General features: G+C 53.7%; 13 protein-coding genes. 5 read left to right on the forward strand and 8 right to left on the reverse strand.

Annotation, left to right across the window (positions count from 1 at the left end):
- Positions 1-108 precede the first annotated feature (108 nt).
- Together QEH53_RS21270 and QEH53_RS21275 are read left to right on the forward strand one after the other, a co-directional pair.
- Positions 109-921 (forward strand): DUF1080 domain-containing protein, encoded by an 813-nt coding sequence (locus tag QEH53_RS21270; RefSeq protein ID WP_309025243.1) that lies wholly within the window; start codon positions 109-111, stop codon positions 919-921.
- Between the two features lie 82 nt (positions 922-1003).
- Complete coding sequence (locus tag QEH53_RS21275) at positions 1004-1723, forward strand: LytTR family DNA-binding domain-containing protein (RefSeq protein WP_309025244.1); 720 nt, start codon at positions 1004-1006, stop codon at positions 1721-1723.
- Between the two features lie 10 nt (positions 1724-1733).
- Here the strand turns inward: QEH53_RS21275 and QEH53_RS21280 are convergent, their stop codons facing one another.
- The 7 genes from QEH53_RS21280 to QEH53_RS21310 all read right to left on the reverse strand — a co-directional run bounded on the left by QEH53_RS21280 (position 1734) and on the right by QEH53_RS21310 (position 10182).
- Positions 1734-3371, reverse strand: a complete 1638-nt coding sequence (locus QEH53_RS21280) for a methyl-accepting chemotaxis protein (RefSeq protein WP_309025245.1) — start codon at positions 3369-3371, stop codon at positions 1734-1736.
- A 211-nt stretch (positions 3372-3582) separates the two neighbouring features.
- Positions 3583-4434 (reverse strand): RluA family pseudouridine synthase, encoded by an 852-nt coding sequence (locus QEH53_RS21285; RefSeq protein WP_309025246.1) that lies wholly within the window; start codon positions 4432-4434, stop codon positions 3583-3585.
- An 86-nt stretch (positions 4435-4520) separates the two neighbouring features.
- Positions 4521-5312, reverse strand: coding sequence for a DUF4097 family beta strand repeat-containing protein (locus QEH53_RS21290; protein ID WP_309025247.1), 792 nt, complete (start codon positions 5310-5312; stop codon positions 4521-4523).
- Positions 5313-5342: 30 nt separating this feature from the next.
- Positions 5343-6107, reverse strand: a complete 765-nt coding sequence (locus QEH53_RS21295) for a hypothetical protein (RefSeq protein ID WP_309025248.1) — start codon at positions 6105-6107, stop codon at positions 5343-5345.
- The gene (locus QEH53_RS21300; RefSeq protein ID WP_309025249.1) at positions 6104-6676 is read right to left on the reverse strand and encodes an RNA polymerase sigma factor; all 573 of its coding nucleotides are present in this window, start codon (positions 6674-6676) and stop codon (positions 6104-6106) included. The genes QEH53_RS21295 and QEH53_RS21300 overlap by 4 nt, the downstream gene beginning before the upstream one ends.
- 76 nt (positions 6677-6752) lie before the next feature.
- On the reverse strand, positions 6753-9158 hold the full coding sequence (locus QEH53_RS21305; protein ID WP_309025250.1) for an ABC transporter permease: 2406 nt from the start codon (positions 9156-9158) through the stop codon (positions 6753-6755).
- 88 nt (positions 9159-9246) lie between these two features.
- Positions 9247-10182 (reverse strand): LysR substrate-binding domain-containing protein, encoded by a 936-nt coding sequence (locus QEH53_RS21310; RefSeq protein ID WP_309025251.1) that lies wholly within the window; start codon positions 10180-10182, stop codon positions 9247-9249.
- A gap of 48 nt (positions 10183-10230) precedes the next feature.
- Here QEH53_RS21310 and QEH53_RS21315 point away from each other — a divergent pair, with 48 nt between their 5' ends.
- From QEH53_RS21315 to QEH53_RS21325, 3 genes are all read left to right on the forward strand, one after another.
- Positions 10231-10926, forward strand: coding sequence for a pirin family protein (locus tag QEH53_RS21315; protein ID WP_309025252.1), 696 nt, complete (start codon positions 10231-10233; stop codon positions 10924-10926).
- 75 nt (positions 10927-11001) lie between these two features.
- Positions 11002-11481 (forward strand): DoxX family protein, encoded by a 480-nt coding sequence (locus QEH53_RS21320; RefSeq protein ID WP_309025253.1) that lies wholly within the window; start codon positions 11002-11004, stop codon positions 11479-11481.
- A 268-nt stretch (positions 11482-11749) separates the two neighbouring features.
- On the forward strand, positions 11750-14056 hold the full coding sequence (locus QEH53_RS21325; RefSeq protein ID WP_309025254.1) for a PAS domain S-box protein: 2307 nt from the start codon (positions 11750-11752) through the stop codon (positions 14054-14056).
- Between the two features lie 6 nt (positions 14057-14062).
- Here the strand turns inward: QEH53_RS21325 and QEH53_RS21330 are convergent, their stop codons facing one another.
- Positions 14063-17887 carry a hydantoinase B/oxoprolinase family protein gene (locus QEH53_RS21330; protein WP_309025255.1) on the reverse strand — a complete coding sequence of 1275 codons (3825 nt, stop codon included), beginning with the start codon at positions 17885-17887 and terminating at the stop codon, positions 14063-14065.
- Between the last annotated feature and the right edge of the window lie 184 nt (positions 17888-18071).

Here is an 18071-nt window from a genome sequence, read left to right on the forward strand (position 1 = left end):
CTCCTTCTCAGCGAGGCCGACGGCATGGTTTCGGCTCGTATCGAATTACCCCGAACCGCCTAGCAAATTCCTTGAAAAAACGATAAAGACCTGCGACTTCAAAGACCTATGTACAAAATAGCCCCCGCCCTAATCGCCACCCTGAGCCTCGCTCTAGGGGCATCCTGCACCGCACAAGACCAGGAAGAGCTCCCTGAACCACAGCTTACCGAACAGTGGGAACCTAAGGTTCCGGTCGTAACATCCCCCGTAAACGGAATCCCTTCGGATGCGATCGTACTCTTTGACGGCAGCGATCTCGAAGCATGGGAATATTCCAACCCCGAAGGCGAACCTTGGACCATCGCCGATGGAAGCTTTACTGTCTCCAAGCAAAAGCCCAAAACCAGCAATGGCATCCGCACCAAGGATTCCTTCGGGGACGTGCAACTCCATCTCGAATTCCGTTCGCCCGCTGGAGTCGAAAGCGACGGTCAAGGACGGGGCAACAGCGGTCTCTTTTTCGGCGACGGACGTTACGAGACCCAAATCCTCGACTCCTACCAAAACGAGACCTACGCCAACGGCCAACTGGGTTCCATATACAAGCAATACCCACCTCTCGCCAACCCCGCGCGTAAACCCGGTGAATGGTCCACGTACGATATCGTCTACATCGCGCCTCGGTTCAACGACGACGGCTCCCTCAAGTCCCCCGCTCGCATCACCACCTTCATCAACGGCGTACTCACCCAACTCGACGCAGAACTCTTTGGCCCTACTACCTTCCGCGGCCTTCCCGAGTATTCTGCCCACCCCGTCAAGCTCCCCATCTCCCTGCAAGACCACGGCGACCTCGTATCCTTTCGCAACATCTGGCTACGCGAACTGGATGGCGAAGAAATCAACGATCGCACAGTCCTACCCGAACTAAAAAAGTAAGGCAAAGTCAGCCGACGAATTGCCGTGCGGGAGTAGTGAATCCAGAAACTCAATACTCCCGTTACAAGACTCGCTACCCCACATGCGCTGCTTAATCGTCGAAGACTCCCGCCTCGCTCGCCAAGAGCTCAAGCACCTACTCGAGGCGTTTCCTGAAATAGATCTCGTTGGCGAAGCCGAAAACGCCGAACAAGCTCTCGAACTCATCGACAGCCTTAAGCCTGAACTGCTTTTCCTAGATATCCAAATTCCAGGCAAAGATGGTTTCGAGCTTCTGGAGTCGCTCGACGAGGCGCCAGCCGTTGTCTTCACAACCGCCTACGATCAATACGCCCTCAAGGCCTTCGACTACAACGCCCTCGACTACCTGCAAAAGCCGATCCAAAAAGATCGCCTCACGGCCGCCATCGAGAAAGTAACGGCAAGCGCGCGGGTGGAGTCCACGCCTTCCTCTGACGCAACGCCCCTCGCCTTTTCATCCCAAGTATTCGTAAAAGATGGCGAGCGCTGTTGGTTCGTGAAGCTCTCCAACATCAGACTCTTCGAGATCGACGGCAGTTACACCCGTATCCATTTTTCGGATCAGACTCCGATGATTCCGAAAACGCTCAATCAGCTAGAGATGCGCCTCGATCCACTCTCCTTCTTTCGAGCAAACCGCCAGCAAATCATCAACCTTAAGGCCATCCAGAGCATAGAACCTTGGTTCTCCGGTGGCCTGAAGCTAACACTGTCTTGCGGTACGGAAGTCGAAATTTCACGACGCCAAGCCAGCAAGTTTAAAAAGCTCACAAGCCTTTAGAAGCTTTCCTCTAATTCCATAAGGAAGTGACCGAACTCTCCTCATTATTCCGAGATGGAGTGGTTGGACGCTGACTGTCACCTTTTTCAGGCTTTGATGCTTCCGAGCTGGAGGCACTGACAACATCGCTATGCTCGCCATTTACTACGCTTCTTAGGGAATTAATGGCACGTTCCAAAGTAGAAACTTGTCCAGACATTTCAACTGAAGCAGCTGCAAGCTCCTCGCTACTGGAAGCCGACCGCTGGGTAACACCATCAATATCCGATATCGCTGTACTCACTTGTTCGATACCCATCGACTGCCGAGTGGAACTCTTCTGCAATTCCTCCAAGAGATCGTCGATGTTATGAACCTGCGTTCGTATCGATTCCAAATCTGTATTCACAGCCATTGAAATCTGGTCGCCTCTCGAGCTGGCCTCTACCGAACGCTGGATTCGCGTAGAAGAGTCCTTCGCCGCAGAGGAGGCTCGCATTGCTAGCTGGCGCACTTCGTCGGCTACCACCGAGAAACCGGCTCCGGCTTCACCCGCTCGCGCTGCTTCGACAGCCGCATTCAAGGCCAGGATGTTCGTCTGAAAGGCAACCTCCTCAATCGTCTTTATGATGTTGGAAATTTCAGCGCCCGATTCGGCAATGCTTCCCATGGCACCACGCAACTCTTGCATTCGCTCGAACACTTTGTCTGTCCCATCGCGCGTTTGTTGAGCAACACCTACCGCTTCGTTCATGTTCGAAAGGTTTAGCTGGATCGCGCTGGAGATCTCTACGATAGAGGCGTTCGTCTGCTCAAGAGCGGACGCTTGGCGAGATGCGCCTTCAGCCAAGGTAACGCTGGAATCCGTCACTTCGCCGGAAGCTCCCACTGCTGCCCGAGTAGAATCGGCTATCTCAGAAATCGCCTTTTCAATTGGTTGAACCACTCGATAGCGCAAGACCCTGAAGGCTACGTATCCAAAGATCAGGCACATTGGCAGGATCCAGATCAGCACGTCCCCAAAACTTGCAAGCACCGCATCGTAAATAGGTGCCGTGCTGGACTTGAGAATGAATGCTCCGTGCACTTCGCCTTCTTTCCAACCTTCGATGTCAAAGCCTAGCACGTCCTTACCGTCGCCCGAGAGACTCGTGCTAGGATCGCCGTGGCAGAAAAGGCAACTCTGCTCGAGCACCACTGGACTCGCGTAAACCATGACGCCGTTATCCTTGTCGTTCTCGAAATACTCCTTACCACTCGTCTCTTCGAAGTATCGCAGAATCTTGGCCTCAGCATCCGTTGGCTCATTATCTGGGTTTCGCGCGTCGAACTTCGGCGTACGAAGGCTGAATCCCTCTTCTTCAGCGATGTCTTCGATCGTTTGCCAGGAGGCCACCACAGGAATCGTCCGGTAATAAGTCGTCTTTCGGAAATCGCTCTGTTCCTTCAGCTCACCCACCAACTTTTCACGGTCATACGCCCGACTTTCCACCAGCCCCGCCATGTGCTCTTTGACTGCTACGGCCTGGCGCAGAATCGACTTCATACGATCCCTCCCCATGTCCAGCCCTTGGCTTTCGATCGAACGATACATGACTGCCAAAGAGGTTGCAACGACAAGGCCGACGAGTAACGAGCCACCAGTGAGAATTTTAGAAGTGAGTTTCATTGAGCGTTAGCATTCAGATCTATTGCGGAGAATACGGTGCCCGCTCTAGGTTCATTCCTCCACCCATCGTCTGGAACTAAATCCGACGTAAGCCGTTGCACCGCTTCAAACTGGTTTTTGACGGCCCTTTCAAATCAGGAGGCGAAAACACCTCAACCAAACTCATACAAATAACCTAATCAGAGCCGAATAAATCCATCCGAACCGGAATCTAAACTTCCATTCCACGGGGCAGCGGTGCTTTGAACTCAATCATGACTCCTGTTTTTGGATGCGGTATCCATAGTTGTGATGCGTGTAGAGCGAGTCTTCCGAGGGGATTGGTCCTCGCGCCATACTTGACGTCCCCTGCCACTGGATTCCCGATCGCAGCCAGCTGAGCGCGAATCTGGTTCTTTTTCCCGGTTTTCAGCTGCACACTCACCAGGCTGTTCTCACCCCGCGTCGTTAAGACCTTGTAACTCAGCTCGGCTTTCACGCTTCCTTTCGCTTCCGTCGCCGAGGCATGCATGACAAGCCGTTCGTCTTCCCGCAAGAAGTGCGTCAAGTTACCGCTAGCCCTCTGAGGTGTTCCCTCAACCAATGCATGATACACCTTTTTCGCCGACGCCCAATGCTTCATCACCTTCGATTGGTGCTCCTCGCTCTTCACCAGAACCAATACGCCTGAAGTGTAGAGATCCAAGCGGTGCACGATGTAAGCCCGCTCCCGCGTCGCCTTCAAAGCCGCATTTACTAAGCTCAAGACATTACGCGTCCGCTCATGCTTACTTGGAACCGTCAACAAACCATTCGGCTTCACGATCGCCAGCAGGTAGGCGTCCTCAAACAATACCTCAAAGGGTAAGATCCTCTTAGGCGCCACCCGCTCGGCCCGTATCTCGATCCTGTCTCCGCGATCGACCAACGCGTCATGTCGCGTAACGGAAGCTCCGTTCACGTGCACGAGCCCGCTTCGCAGCAACTCCTTCACTCGCGTACGCTTGGAGTCTTTCAACGCAAGAAACAGGTGGGCCAGCAGACCAGTCGATTCGCTGGGGCTGGGCAAAATTCGATTTGCCATACAATCTTTTGAGCGAATCCATTGCTTCTTCCCGTCCCGCTTGTCGACTTCCAAAATCGACCCTGCGAAAAGAGTTAACCTCCGTCTTAGTCTTCCGCCTCGGCAGCGGTTTGCTCGGCAGCTTTGCCGCCCTTGATCACGATGTCGCCATCGATCGTTCGCAGCGACAAGAGAGCTCCCCCTTTTCCTAGTTTCGTCTGAACGTTGACCCCGCCCCAATTCGAGCGAAAACCGCCGACTTTTACTTGAATAGGCAGTTCCGTCTTCAGGGCCCCATCAATGGAAGACGCGAATAGGTCTGCATCGATCTCCACCTGCGTTTCCACAAAAACCTCACCATCGACAGTCGCCAGCGAAATCGGATTCTTCATACCCGTATTCGACATCTGTATACTGATATCTCCATCAACCGTATTAGCTACAATTCCACCTTTAAGACCCTTTAGCACGATATCCCCATCCACTGTGTTGATTTCGATCTCTCCGTCGATGAATTCAATTTCCGCACTACTATCCTGCCCGCGAGCTTTTACGGAGACTTCCCTCGGCACCGTCAGTGTCAGCCGCTTTCCTTCAACATGTCGCCCCAAGTACACTGACAGCAATTTCTCGTCTTCGTCCAAAAAAATGTGAGGCTTCCGATGGCCACGCCCATCGTATTCAAATTTCTCGATATCCAAGATCACGTTAAGACAGTCGTCTCCCACAATCCTCAAGTCCATATCTTCAACTACCACCGTTACCAGAATCGCGGTCCCTTTGGTCAGTTCCACATCCGTATGCCCTGACGTGATCGGAATTTCAACCGGCTCCGCCATACACGACAATCCCGCGGCCAACGCGATAAAACCGGCAACTACTTTTCTAAAAGATCCCATTCCACTTGTATTCAATTTCTCATTCCTCCCTTAAATTTTTTCGTCCCGTTTCACCAAGGCTGAGCGTACACGTGGCTCTAGGGACAACTCGTTCAAGCGAGCCATCACTCTCGATTCGCTTCCATCATCCACGAGCTCCAATACCTTGTTCAATATTTCATATTGCACAAGCGGCGACGACTCGTTCTCCATCCGCTCCAATAACAGAGCAAGAGCCTTCTCTCGCGGCAGCGCCGTCAATGCCGAAACTGCAGCTAGCCGCACATTTAAATTCGTATCCGAATCAAAAGTACGTACCATCGAATCCCGCAGCTGGTCGCTTGGCGAAATCACTTGGCTAGCAGCCGTCAATCCAGCGAGTCGCTTGGCAGCTGATCCCTGTTCCAACAAGGCCAAAGCCAACGATTCCCGAGAACGATTCAGCTCGCCCTCGAGCCTCTCGTTGCGATCATATTGCTGGTACGCGATGAAGCTCGTCAGTGCCAGTACAGCCGCTGTGCCTGCCACCGCGCAGTACCGGAAAAACGATACAAGCTGACTTTCGCTTTTACGCATGGCTGTATCGTTTCCGCCTACACGTTTCCCTTCGCTCAATCCCCTCGTGTACGCTTCCAACTTGTCCCTAAAATTGGATACAAGCGCGGTATCGCTCACAGGTTGAGTTCCTAATTCCCCAAGCTCGTCCCAGAGCAACGCAAGCTCACGCTCTTCCTGATTCTGCCCGTCCTTCACGCTGCGGCCGTTACCGCTCAAATCCAGGCCGTCGATAAATCGTTCCCTATCCTTCTCGCTCATAACGCAGCTTCTCCTCCTATCTCTACAAATTCCTTTTTCAAATCCTGCAGGGCCCGAAACAGGCGTACCTTCAACGCTCCGACGCTGCAGCCAAACACTTCCGCCACCTCCACCTGAGGCAGCTCCTCGAAGCGACACATCACGATCAAATCCCGCTTTTCCGCAGGTAAGCGCGATAGAGCCGACTGCAACAGCAGCTTTCGCTCCTCACCCTCGATCGCTGCCGAAACCTGTCTGCCTTCAACGGAAAGCTGAACCACTCCACTTTCCATTGCCGAATGGATCAACTCTCCCCTTCGACTGCTTTTCCTCGATTCATCATACATAGCATTCCTCGCTATCTTGAACAACCACGCCCGAAACGATCGTTGCGAGTCGTAACTGCTACGGTACTTCATCACCCTCCAAAATGTCTCCTGAGCCAAATCTTCGCTCACCGGAAGAGCATACCCACTCTTCCTAAAAAAACCGATTAGGTGGGCGTGATACTGCTCGAACAAAGTCCCGAGCTTATCTAGCTCGCCACCCCTCACCGCCACCATCAGTTGCTCTGCTTCAAATGCGTCCACTTGCTACGTCCTTTTGTTAGCAAACTGCGCTGCCGCCGCAAGGTTACACAAAAAGCAGCCAGCCGGCACACGAACCTTAACGCCGCAAAGCCTCCAAGGGATCCAGTTTGGAAGCTCGTCTAGCCGGCAACCAACAAGAGCTCAATGCAGCCGCTAATACAACTCCGCCAGACAATGCCAACACGCCCCCAGACAGACCTTCCATCCCGTGTACCATAGAATTCAAGACAGTCGTCAGGCTGTATATTCCACCCACGCCTATCACCAGCCCGATTGAAACCCAAATTGTTCCCTGACGAAACACCAATATTCCTATGTCGCGTTCCAAAGCACCCAGGGCTCGCCTAACTCCGATTTCACGCGTCCGCTGCAGCGTGTTATATGACAGGGTCCCATAAAGCCCCACCGCCACTAAACCTAGGGCGATTCCCATGAAAGCGTTCACCAGTCCGGCTAACGCTCTCTCTCCTTGGGTCGAGTCGTCCACGACCTGACGCATTGTTCGGATTCGCTCGAGAGCCAACTCCGAATCGAGACCTGCCACCGTTGCCCGCAAATTCTCAGCCTGGACCTGAGCACCTTTGCTTGCTCGTAAAACGAGGTAAATCCGACTTCCCCAATGCCCCGGAGGCGTCGTGTACATCTCCGGTTGTACTTCAGCGCTGGCGCTCCACTGCTTCACGTCTTCTACCACGCCGACCACCGTCGCCGTGTACCATGGATCGCTCGGCATATTAGCTCGAATAACCTGACCCAGGGGATTCTCGTCCGGCCAAGCTTTTTCAACCATAGCGCGGTTCACCACGACTCCCAACTGGCCGTCCTCCGCCATATCGTCCTCAGGCCGTAGTCCCCGCCCTTGCTGCAGCTGCAAACCCATCGCCTCGAAATATCCCTCTGTCACCGAACTCCGCTCGATGCTTATCCGCTGCTGGCTGGGATCGTAAACTTCATCGTTAACCAAGCCATTCGTGTTACTCCCTCCATTGAGCGGCAACTTGGAAGAAATCGCGGCTTCTCTCACTCCGGGCAAGCCGCTCAGTCGCTCTTCCAGCAGATCCCAAAACTTCACCCGATCCTCGTTCTCTCTATAACGCTCCCCCTGTAGCGTCACCTGAGCCACCAAGACCGATTCAGTAGACAGCAGTTTGTTCTCATCAAGCAGCCGGAAATATCCCGCCGAAAACAACACCGCCCCATTTGCCAGGATGAACGCCACCGCAACCTGTCCAATCACCAGCGCGCGGAGCATCCTGTTCCGCGATACCGACCCCACCGCTCCCCGCCCGTCGTTACGTATCACGGTTGCCAGCGACGACCGCAAGGTCGCATAGACCGGCGGCAATCCTGCCAGCAATGCAGTCAGCAAAGTCGCGATCACAACGAACAACATAATCGACCCGTCGATCGTCATCGCCGCCTTTCGCGCCGCGCTCGCCGGAGATATCGCCTTCAATACTTCTAACCCTCCAAACGCCATAGCGAGCCCCAGCAGAGCTCCTCCCAATGCCAGAACCAAACTCTCCGCAAACGCCAAACGAACTAAGTCACGACGCGTCGCACCCAAAGCCAGTCGCACCGCGAACTCTCCTTGTCGCTTAGCTCCACGCGAGAGCTGCATACTCGCCACATTCGAGCATGCCACCAACAGCACCAAGCCTACCGCCGCGAACAACAACCAGACTTGTTTGCTCAAGTCGCGCGTCATTTCGAAATTCAAGGAACGCACTAAAAACTTCTTGCTGAAGTTAGTGTTTGGATACAGTTCGCTCAGACGTTTTCCGATCGCCTTTATATCTTGGTCCGCCATTTCGACTGTCACGCCATCCTTCAGTCGCCCGATGCCACACAACCAATGACTGCCGCGCTCGCTGCGGTTCTTCTCGCTCATCCGAAACGGCAGCCAAACCTTGCAGTCCTGCGTCCGTATCCAAGGCCCGCTAAACTCGAATCCAGCTGGCATGACCCCAACCACTGTCCGGTTCTCTCCACTCAAGCGAACCGTCGATCCCACAATATCTTCCCTCGCTCCGAAATAAGTCTGCCAAAGCCCATGACTGATTACCGCCACCGGCTCAGCTCCTTCCAATTCGTCTTCCTCCTTAAGCAAACGCCCACGCTGCGGATTCACTCCAAACGCCACCAACACGTCGGCCGTTGCCTGCACTCCATCCACCGCGATCGCATTCTCCTCCCCTACATTAAAAGAGCTTGGCTGGTATACCCCCAGGCTCTCAAACGACTGGTTCTCCTCCTTCAGGCTCAAATAGTCCGCCGGCGAAAGTGGCCAATAGTCTCCCGACCAAACTTGGGCCAGCTCCTGCGATTCCGGATATTCAAATGGTTCTAGCACCAACGCCCGCAACACGCTATATATTGTAGTCACCGAGCAAATACCGACCCCAAGCGTAAGGATCGCAACCAGAGCGAAACCACGCGATTTCAGTAAGTGTCGAAAGGTAAGGCGAAAGTCAGAGATCATAGCGTTTCCTATTCAAACTCTCAACGACGACTTACGTTACAGTTTTTTTGAGGAATTCGTGCTCGCACGACTTTCATTTCGCTCAAAATCACTCACCCTCTTCCTTTGCTGCCAAAACTGCCAATTCCACAAAGCTCCGTTCCGCTGACGTCAGCTTCCGTTCCTTCCAAGCAATTCCCACCACTAGAGACTCAGGTGCGGGGTCAAGCTCAAGCAGTTGCACTCGATCCCCAACCAAGCAACGGAGCGACTCCGTTACTACCGATACGCCCATGCCCGCTTCCACCGCGGCGACCAAACTGCTCACGCTCTCGTGCTCCTCGGTAAGCTTCTTTCTCAAATTAGCCGCTTTCAGCAATCGTCCCACCATGTCTCCATACTCCGGATACTCCTCCTTAGAGAATCCTATCAATGACTCTCCTTTCAAATCCGCAACCGATACCTGGGCACGACCAAGAAATGCATGCCCCCGGCCAACCGCCAAACGAATAGCCTCCTTTCGCAAAGGCTTAAACTGACAACCGCCGGCCGAACGCGACTTGCCCTCCAACATTAGGGCAAAGCTCAGCGTACCGCTTCGCAAGCCGCCTAACATCTCCTCCGAGGACATGTCGTGCAGCTTCACCTTCACTTTCGGGAACTTCGCTTGAAAGGCCCGAATTGTCGGCGGCAAGAGCTTCACGGTTAGCGACGGTGCATAGCCAACATGCAATTCCCCACCACTCGACTCCGCTACCCTCCGTGCACGCTCGACCCCCTCATCCAATCGTTCCAGGACGGAACTCGCTTCCTCCAGAAACACCCGCCCCGCTTCCGTCAGGGCCACCGACTTCGCGCTACGCTCCAGCAGCAGAAATCCGAGCTCCTCCTCCAGATCCTTAACCTGTCGACTCAAAGCTGGTTGCGATACATGCAGCTTCTCCGCCGCACGCGTCACATTCTCTTCCAATGCCACCTCGATAAAATACCTCAAATGCCTCAGCTCCATTCGCAGCGAGCATGCGCGAAAGTTATGCTCAGGCAAGAATCATAGTCTTTCACAAAACGGGTCCAGCCATGGCATACTGCATCCATGACACAAATACGCAGATCCAACGAACGCGGCCACGCTAACCACGGCTGGCTCGAATCCTACCATAGCTTCAGCTTCGCCAGCTACTACGAACCAGACTGGATGGGCTATCGCAGCCTACGCGTGATCAACGACGATATCGTTATGCCCGGCAAAGGCTTCGGCACCCACCCGCACCAAGACATGGAAATCATCACCTACGTGCTCAGCGGTCAGCTCGAGCACAAGGACTCCATGGGAAACGGTCGCGTAATCAAGCCGGGCGACTTCCAATACATGGCTGCCGGAACGGGAATTCTCCACAGCGAGTTCAACCCATCTGACGACGAAGCGGTACACCTCCTGCAAATCTGGATACAGCCTGACAAGAGCGGCGTCACACCACGCTACGCCGAACGCCAGATGGCAGACGCGGAAACCGGTCTCTGGCACCTCGCTGCTAGTAAGGACGGCCGAGACGACTCTATGGCTATCCACCAAGACGCCGACCTCTCGCTCGCTCGCCTCGAAAAGGACCAAAAGATTGGATATAGCCTCGGGAGCGATCGCCACGCTTGGCTCCACCTCGCAGAGGGCAGCATAGAGCTAAACGGCAAAGTCCTAGAGGCTGGCGACGCCGCCTATCTCAGCGGAGAGGAACGCCTCCAAATCAAAGCCACCACCAACGCACAAGTCCTCCTCTTCGACCTCGCTTAACTCGAACCTCACAAGAATCAAAGTCAAATCCAGACGGTCCTGCAATGGGCTCGTTCGGCAAAACATCACCAACTTATGAATACAACTATCAAAACAATCCTAGCGACTTCCAACAGCGTCGCTCCACTCATAGCTCGCCTAACTCTGGCTATCGTTATCTTTCCCCACGGGGCTCAAAAGCTACTCGGCTGGTTCGGAGGCAACGGGTTCAGCGGCACCATGGGTTACTTTACTGAAAACCTTGGAATCCCCGCCGTATTCGCCTTCCTAGCCATCATAGCCGAATCGCTGGGAGCCGTCGCGCTATTCGTCGGGGCGCTCACCCGCATCTCTGCCTTCGGTATCGGCTTTACGATGACAGTCGCCATGTTCATGGGGCATACCACCAATGGCTTCTTTATGAATTGGTACGGCAACCAAGCAGGCGAAGGCGTCGAATACCACCTGCTCACAATCGGCCTCGCATTGATCGGAGTCATATCCGGCGGCGGAGCGTTATCGGTCGACAAATTTGCCTCCCAATCAGAACAGAAGGCCGATAAGCAAACTGTCTGATCAACAATTGCCTGAGAACTGATACAAATCAGATCACGGTTCCCGAGTTTCCAGCCCGCACAGATTCGAGCAGAATCTTTGCGGGCTTTTACATTCCGTACCTAGGTGAATCGATGTTTGCGCAGCGGCGAGGTTGATTTGCGGTTTGCCAATCCTGATAAACTCAATTAGTTTTTAATGACGTCAGTTAAATAAAGTGACGATGTGCGTTAAACCTCCGTTCGCACGCGTTGCCTGGTGTCACACTTCCCCTCCGAACAAAGCCCGCATGCCGAGCCCCGATCCCCAATCTCGACAATCGCCCTTCTCCGAAGGACTCGGATTCGAAGCGGCGTTTTACAACCTGCCCGATCCGGTTTTAATCTACGATCACACCGACCGAAAAATCATCCTCTCCAACGAGGCGGCCGTCCAGAAGTACGGCTTCACCGAGAATGAGTTTCGACAGATGGGTCCCTGGGACATCGAAGCTCCCTATTCCGAAGTCGAGCTCGCTCCCAAAATCGACAAGCTCAAGGAGCAAGGCTCCGTGGTCTACCACACCGAACACCGGAGCAAAGACGGCCATACCTTCCCCGTTGAGATGCACACGATTTTTCGCGAGCTCGAAGGGCGAAACATATTCATAGCGATTTGCAGAGATCTTAAGGAACGGCTAAATACCGAACACCGAATCGAAAAGGCGGAAACCCACTACCGCGCCATTTTCGAAAACACGATCAGTCTCATCTGCGTGGCGGACCTGCAAACAGGTTACTACCTCGACATAAACCCCGCTTTCGAAGCCACACTCGGCTACACCAAAGAGGAGCTGCTTTCCAAGCCTCTTATCGAATTCATCCACCCGGACGACCGTGAACCCACCAAGAGCCTCATAGACGCCCTGATCGAGCGAAACCAAACAAACTCCTCCTTTCAAAACCGCATTAGACACAAAGCCGGGCACTACGTTTGGCTCGACTGGAGCTCACGACCCTTGCCCGAAAAGAGCATCGTCTACGCCGTCGCCCATGACATTTCCGAACGAAAATGGTTCGAAGAGAAGCTGCAAGCACAGAACCAACGAATGCGGCTCCACGTCGAGCAAACGCCGCTCGGCGTAATTGAATGGGGACTAGACTTCCGAATAACGGAGTGGAACCAAGCGGCGACCCAAATTTTTGGATACACGAGAGAGGAAGCCATCGGAAAGAAAGCAACCTTCATCGTCCCCGAGGAGGCCCATGACAAAGTGAAATTCACTTGGGACAAATTAGTTTCGAAAACAGGAGGAAAGCGCTCAATTAACAAAAATGTGCACAAGGACGCTTCGGAACTCATTTGCGAATGGCACAACACACCTCTGGTAGACCGGAAAGGCGAAGTAGTGGGCGTCGCCAGCCTAGTTCTAGATGTGACCGATGCCGAGCAAAGGAAAGATGAGCTAAAGCGAGCTAAAATCGCAGCCGAAAAAGCGAACAAAGCTAAGTCCGAATTTCTGTCTATGATGAGCCACGAATTAAGGACCCCTCTAAACTCCATCGTCGGGCCCTGCGAGCTTCTGAAGATGCAAATCGACGACGAGACAAAGCTTCCGCTCGTCGACGTGATGCTGGCCTCCTCTTCGCACCTACTCGAATTGATCAACAGCATACTCGAGCTTTCGAAGATCGAAAGCGGTACGCTCGAGCCGGAATATGAAACAATCGAAATCGAACCATTCCTCGAGCGACGACTCTTACCGCTTGCTTCAAGCGCCAGAAAAAAAGGTCTCAGCTACACCTTGGAAAACCGCACGCCTTGCGAAAGCGTTATCCGAACGGATGGGCAGCTCTTGCTACAAGTTCTGTTCAATATAGTCGGAAACGCGATCAAGTTTACCGATTCGGGTTCCGTGGTGGTGACCGCGAGTGCTGATAACAATTCTCTCTGTATCACGGTTTCCGATACGGGCCCCGGCATTCCCGATCTTTGCAAGGAATCGCTGTTCGAACCATTCCGCCAAGGAAGAGAATCCCTCAGCAAATCGCAACAAGGCTCTGGTCTAGGCCTGGCTATTTCCAAACGGATCGTCGAACTCCTGAACGGAGAGATAAAATATAAAAACCTCGACGGTTCAGGTAGTATGTTTCAAGTCAACCTACCAGGATTGATGAAAGCCCGAAAAGGATCATCTCCAGTCCAACAGAGAGAAGAGGCCATGCCTGAGCCACGACAGGACTCCGCCAGGATTCTGCTCGTCGAGGACGAACCTAACAACAAGCTGGTGACAAGCGCGATCCTCAAGCACTTGAAGTACCCACATGACATTGCAGAAAGCGGCGAAGAAGCAATCGAGCTATGGAAGACCCATCGCTATCCGATCGTTCTTATGGACGTGAAGCTTCCAAAAATTGATGGCGTTACGGCAACTCGACGCATCAAAAGTCTAGCGGGAAAATTACCCGTTTGGGTCATCGCTCAAAGCGCCTTCGCTATGTCCGAACAAAGAGAACGATTCCTTGCGCAAGGAATGGACGACTACATCTCGAAGCCGATCTCGATACCTGCTCTGCAACAGGCACTGGACCGAGCAAACGAAAAAACGAAGACCTAACCCCGTCTAGCTCGGGGCGCCCCAAGCCCCGCCACCGGGAGTCCTCATCTCCAGAACGCTTCCAGCTTTCAAGTCCCAACTCCCATTCCCGGGCAACCGCGATGCCAAGCCTGAAGGATCAATGAGTACTTGTTCTCCGCACCTTCCTGCGTCTCCTCCCAGCATTCCAAAAGGTGCCACCTTGCGACGCTGCGTTAATAGCGAGAGCGTTACATCATCTAAGAAGCGTATACGCTTCACCAGACCGTCACCTCCCGCATGCTTGCCGCACCCCCCCGAACTGCGGCGAAGGGAAAACGCTTCTACCCGTACGGGATAACGCAATTCCATAACTTCCGAATCGGTCATCGCTGTATTCGTCATGTGCGTATGTACCCCGCTCGCTCCTGGGCGTTTGGGCGAAGCTCCTTCGCCGCCCGCAATCGTTTCATAGTAGCCAAACGAATTGGTACCAAAAATCAGGTTGTTCATAGTGGACTGGCCGCAAGCCGCTAAACCGAAGGCCTTTAACAACACTGAAACTACCAATTGGCTGACCTCAACATTCCCAGCAACAACTGCAGGACACTTTTCCGGATTCTGGTCAAAGACAGGATTTAACATCCCTTCCGGTATCCTAATATCTACTACATCCAAAAAACCCTCATTCAACGGGACATCCACGTTAGCCAAGAGTCGCAGCACATAAATGACCGCACTCGTAGCAATCGCTGGGGTGGCATTGTAATTGTCAAGCTGGACATCGGCACTACCCGAAAAATCGATCAACCAATTTCCCGACTCTTGCGTCGAAACCTTTACGCAAACCTCCGCTCCGTTATCCAAACTCTCCCGGTGCAGAGCACCATCTCCATCGCTGGAACTCAAGGCCTTCCTTAAGGCGGTCGCGGCCCGCTCCTTCAAAAGTGACATGAAACGAGAAACTCGCTCGGTACCTTCTTTCGCAGCTAGCTGAGCAAGAGTAGTCTGCCCACGCCGTATCGAAGCCAACTGGGCTGAAAGGTCGGCCACATTTTCGTCGATCGATCTACTCGGGTACCGACCTCCCGCCAATAACTCCCGGAGAGGCTCCCAATTCACACTACCTCTCGACACCAATTTGAGTGGGGTGATAACAATGCCTTCCTCATAAAGATTCTTTGCATTGGGCGGCATGCTTCCAGGAGAGATGCCTCCTAGCTCTGCGTGGTGAGCGCGGTTCGCTACATAACCAAGAAGTGTATCCCCAGAGTCTGAATACACCGGAGCAAGCAGCGTCACGTCTGGCAAATGGGACCCTCCAAAAGCCGGATGGTTCGTTACGACCACATCACCCGGATCTAGTTTCAAATTGGCTAGCACTGTTCGCAAACATACGCCCAGTGCTCCCAAGTGCACTGGTATGTGCGGCGCATTCGCGAGCAGGTAGCCGTCCGGATCAAGAAGGGCACAGGAAAAATCCTTTCGATCCTTTACGTTAGTAGAAAAAGCTGCCCGCTCTAGCAAGGCCCCCATCTCATCCACGATAGACAAGAACCGGTTCGTAAAAAGTTCCAGATCAACCACATCACCTCGCTCAGCCGTTTTCGATACGGTTTCCTGCTCTGAGAGACGAAGCGTTCCCTCACTCCCTACTTGAGCGATCCAACCCGTATCCACAAAAACTGTACTGTAGGAGTCTTGAATCACAACGGGTCCTGCCAGGACCTGGCCGTATATCAAAGAATCTCGATCCAAAAAACCTCCCTCCGCTCGCGATTCTGTTTCACTTTCATCGAAGCTCTCTTCTTTTCCCTCGCTCGCCCCGCTAACCGCAGCCACCCGAATCGCCACCAGTTCGGTCTCCAACCCCTCAGGTAAAAACCCAAATTGCTCCTCGTAGGCCTTCTCAAAACGCTCTCCCAACGAACTTGCTTCCCCACCTTCTAAGGTGATAATTGATTCCTGCCCGCGAAACCGGAGTTCAAATCGCGGTTCGCGTAACTGCGCCTCAGACGCTTCTATTCCATCGGTACTCATCCCCTCCATCGCCTCACGCGACAACTGCTCGAGCCAACCCTTTAGGTCGTCAGTACAGGCGTCTAAAGCACGTAATATCTGCCTCCCCGCAAACTGCTCTACCTGGGCATCCCTCAGCCCAGCTGCACTCAGCAATCCCGCATCCGAAGGGAATACAATCGTATCCATTCCTAAGATACATGCTACCGAGCAAGCATGCAAACCGCCCGCCCCGCCAAACGCAACAAGCGCATAGTCGGCAGGATCATAGCCTTCTCCGGTCGAAATCTTTCGAATCGCCTCCGCCATTGTCTCATTCGCTATAGCTAGAAAGCCTTCCAAAATAGCTCCACGCTCCATCGCCTCGCCCGTTACAGCTTTTATCTCCTTCTGCAAAGCATCCAAGCGGGCCTCCGCCGCCGCCACGAAGACCGGTATCCCAAATCTGGATGCATCTAGACGACCCAATAGCAGATTCACATCCGTTAGAGCTAGAGGGCCTCCGGCTCCGTAACACGCTGGCCCCGGATTCGCCCCCGCACTCTGCGGTCCGACCCGCAGGGCAGTTCCATCGAACCAACAGATCGAGCCACCCCCCGCTGCCACCGTTTCTATCCGCAGGCTCGGAGCAAAGACCCGAGCCGCTCCGATCTTCTGTTCGAAACGATAATCAAGCTGCCCATCAAAACGGGATACGTCAGTTGAGGTACCTCCCATATCGAAGGCGATGCTCCGTCCCTCACCCGCCTGAATTCCGGCATGCGAAGAACCAACCACTCCTCCGGCCGGACCACTTAGCAAACTATCCTTGGGCCGATAATTCCCTCGGCTCACCAGTCCCCCTGCACTCGTCATGACCCGAAGGGCGCTAGTCTTGGACGAGCCTCCTTTTGTCGCGACCTCCACCGCGTCCAAGTATGCGTCCATGATCGGCGCTAAGTATGCGTCCACCAAGGCTGTTTCCGCGCGCGGCAGCAGCTTTACAAACGGACTCAGTTCGCTGGAAACCGAAACGTACTTCGCGCCCTCTTCGCGCAAAATCTGAGCTACCCGCGTTTCGTGCTCCGCATTACGATAGCTATGCAACAACGCCACAGCGAAACTCTCAACGCCATCTGCCAGTGCTTCTCGGCCAAACTCTCGCACCGAGCTCTCGTCCAAGTCCCGCAAAACACTACCATCCGCCGCCATACGACCTGCAACCTCAAATACCCTCTCATGTAGTGGATCCGCTTTCTGGATCCCGAGCTCGAACAAGTCCGGCCGCTGCTGGTTACCGATCCGCAATAAATCGCCAAAGCCTTCTGTAACGATAAATGCAGTTTTAGCCCCCTTCAACTCCAGCAGCGCGTTCGTACCCCGCGTGGTTGCCAACCGCATCTCCAATTCAGGAAGTGCCTCGTCCAAACGCTTCCCAGTCAAAATTCGTGCCGCCAACACCGGCGGTTCTTCCGGCGACTGCAATTCACAGAGCTGTCCCACCTCGATGCCGGAGATCCCTCGATCCAAAGTCAGCTCGCCTGTAACCACATTCCAACGAACCACCTTGGCATCGCCCTCGATACCTAGAATGCGAAATCCGTATCCTAAATAAAAATCCCCAGAAACCGGATACGCGAGCTCGATCCGCAATCGCTTTTCGTCGATCCTTTCGACCACATTACCTCTCAAAGCCGACGACGACAGCGTTTTAACCCTAAGCTCTTCACCTTCCGGCGAAAGCGCGATGCAATCTGTGAACGTCCCTCCCGTATCGATCCAAAATTTCCACATACAACCCACACCGTAGCGCGGCATTTCAGCCCGCGTCCAATTCATTTCGAGCGTTTCCCATTCCGCAAAGTTCCCTCGCATTCATCTCGACAAATGAAGCGATTTTCGCATAAACACCTAACGAATTCGCACAGCTTCTGACGGATCACGTTGCTTTGCAGTGCATAAACACTTTCGCCTCCCTCTTTACCTAACACTTTGTTTTCTCGCCCTCGCGTACCTGATCGTCCTCCGCCTTCCTCCTAGCCCCAGGAAGGTCGAGTCA

It is taken from the genome of Pelagicoccus sp. SDUM812002, from assembly GCF_031127835.1.
In the GTDB taxonomy this organism is placed as follows: Bacteria; Verrucomicrobiota; Verrucomicrobiia; order Opitutales; family Opitutaceae; genus Pelagicoccus.

Bases quoted from the DNA above. Each gene is read 5' to 3' on its own strand.
- QEH53_RS21270 (WP_309025243.1), top strand. From the start codon at position 109: ATGTACAAAATAGCCCCCGCCCTAATCGCCACCCTGAGCCTCGCTCTA.
- QEH53_RS21275 (WP_309025244.1), top strand. From the start codon at position 1,004: ATGCGCTGCTTAATCGTCGAAGACTCCCGCCTCGCTCGCCAAGAGCTC.
- QEH53_RS21280 (WP_309025245.1), bottom strand. From the start codon at position 3,371: ATGAAACTCACTTCTAAAATTCTCACTGGTGGCTCGTTACTCGTCGGC.
- QEH53_RS21285 (WP_309025246.1), bottom strand. From the start codon at position 4,434: ATGGCAAATCGAATTTTGCCCAGCCCCAGCGAATCGACTGGTCTGCTG.
- QEH53_RS21290 (WP_309025247.1), bottom strand. From the start codon at position 5,312: ATGGGATCTTTTAGAAAAGTAGTTGCCGGTTTTATCGCGTTGGCCGCG.
- QEH53_RS21295 (WP_309025248.1), bottom strand. From the start codon at position 6,107: ATGAGCGAGAAGGATAGGGAACGATTTATCGACGGCCTGGATTTGAGC.
- QEH53_RS21305 (WP_309025250.1), bottom strand. From the start codon at position 9,158: ATGATCTCTGACTTTCGCCTTACCTTTCGACACTTACTGAAATCGCGT.
- QEH53_RS21315 (WP_309025252.1), top strand. From the start codon at position 10,231: ATGACACAAATACGCAGATCCAACGAACGCGGCCACGCTAACCACGGC.
- QEH53_RS21320 (WP_309025253.1), top strand. From the start codon at position 11,002: ATGAATACAACTATCAAAACAATCCTAGCGACTTCCAACAGCGTCGCT.
- QEH53_RS21325 (WP_309025254.1), top strand. From the start codon at position 11,750: ATGCCGAGCCCCGATCCCCAATCTCGACAATCGCCCTTCTCCGAAGGA.
- QEH53_RS21330 (WP_309025255.1), bottom strand. From the start codon at position 17,887: ATGCGAGGGAACTTTGCGGAATGGGAAACGCTCGAAATGAATTGGACG.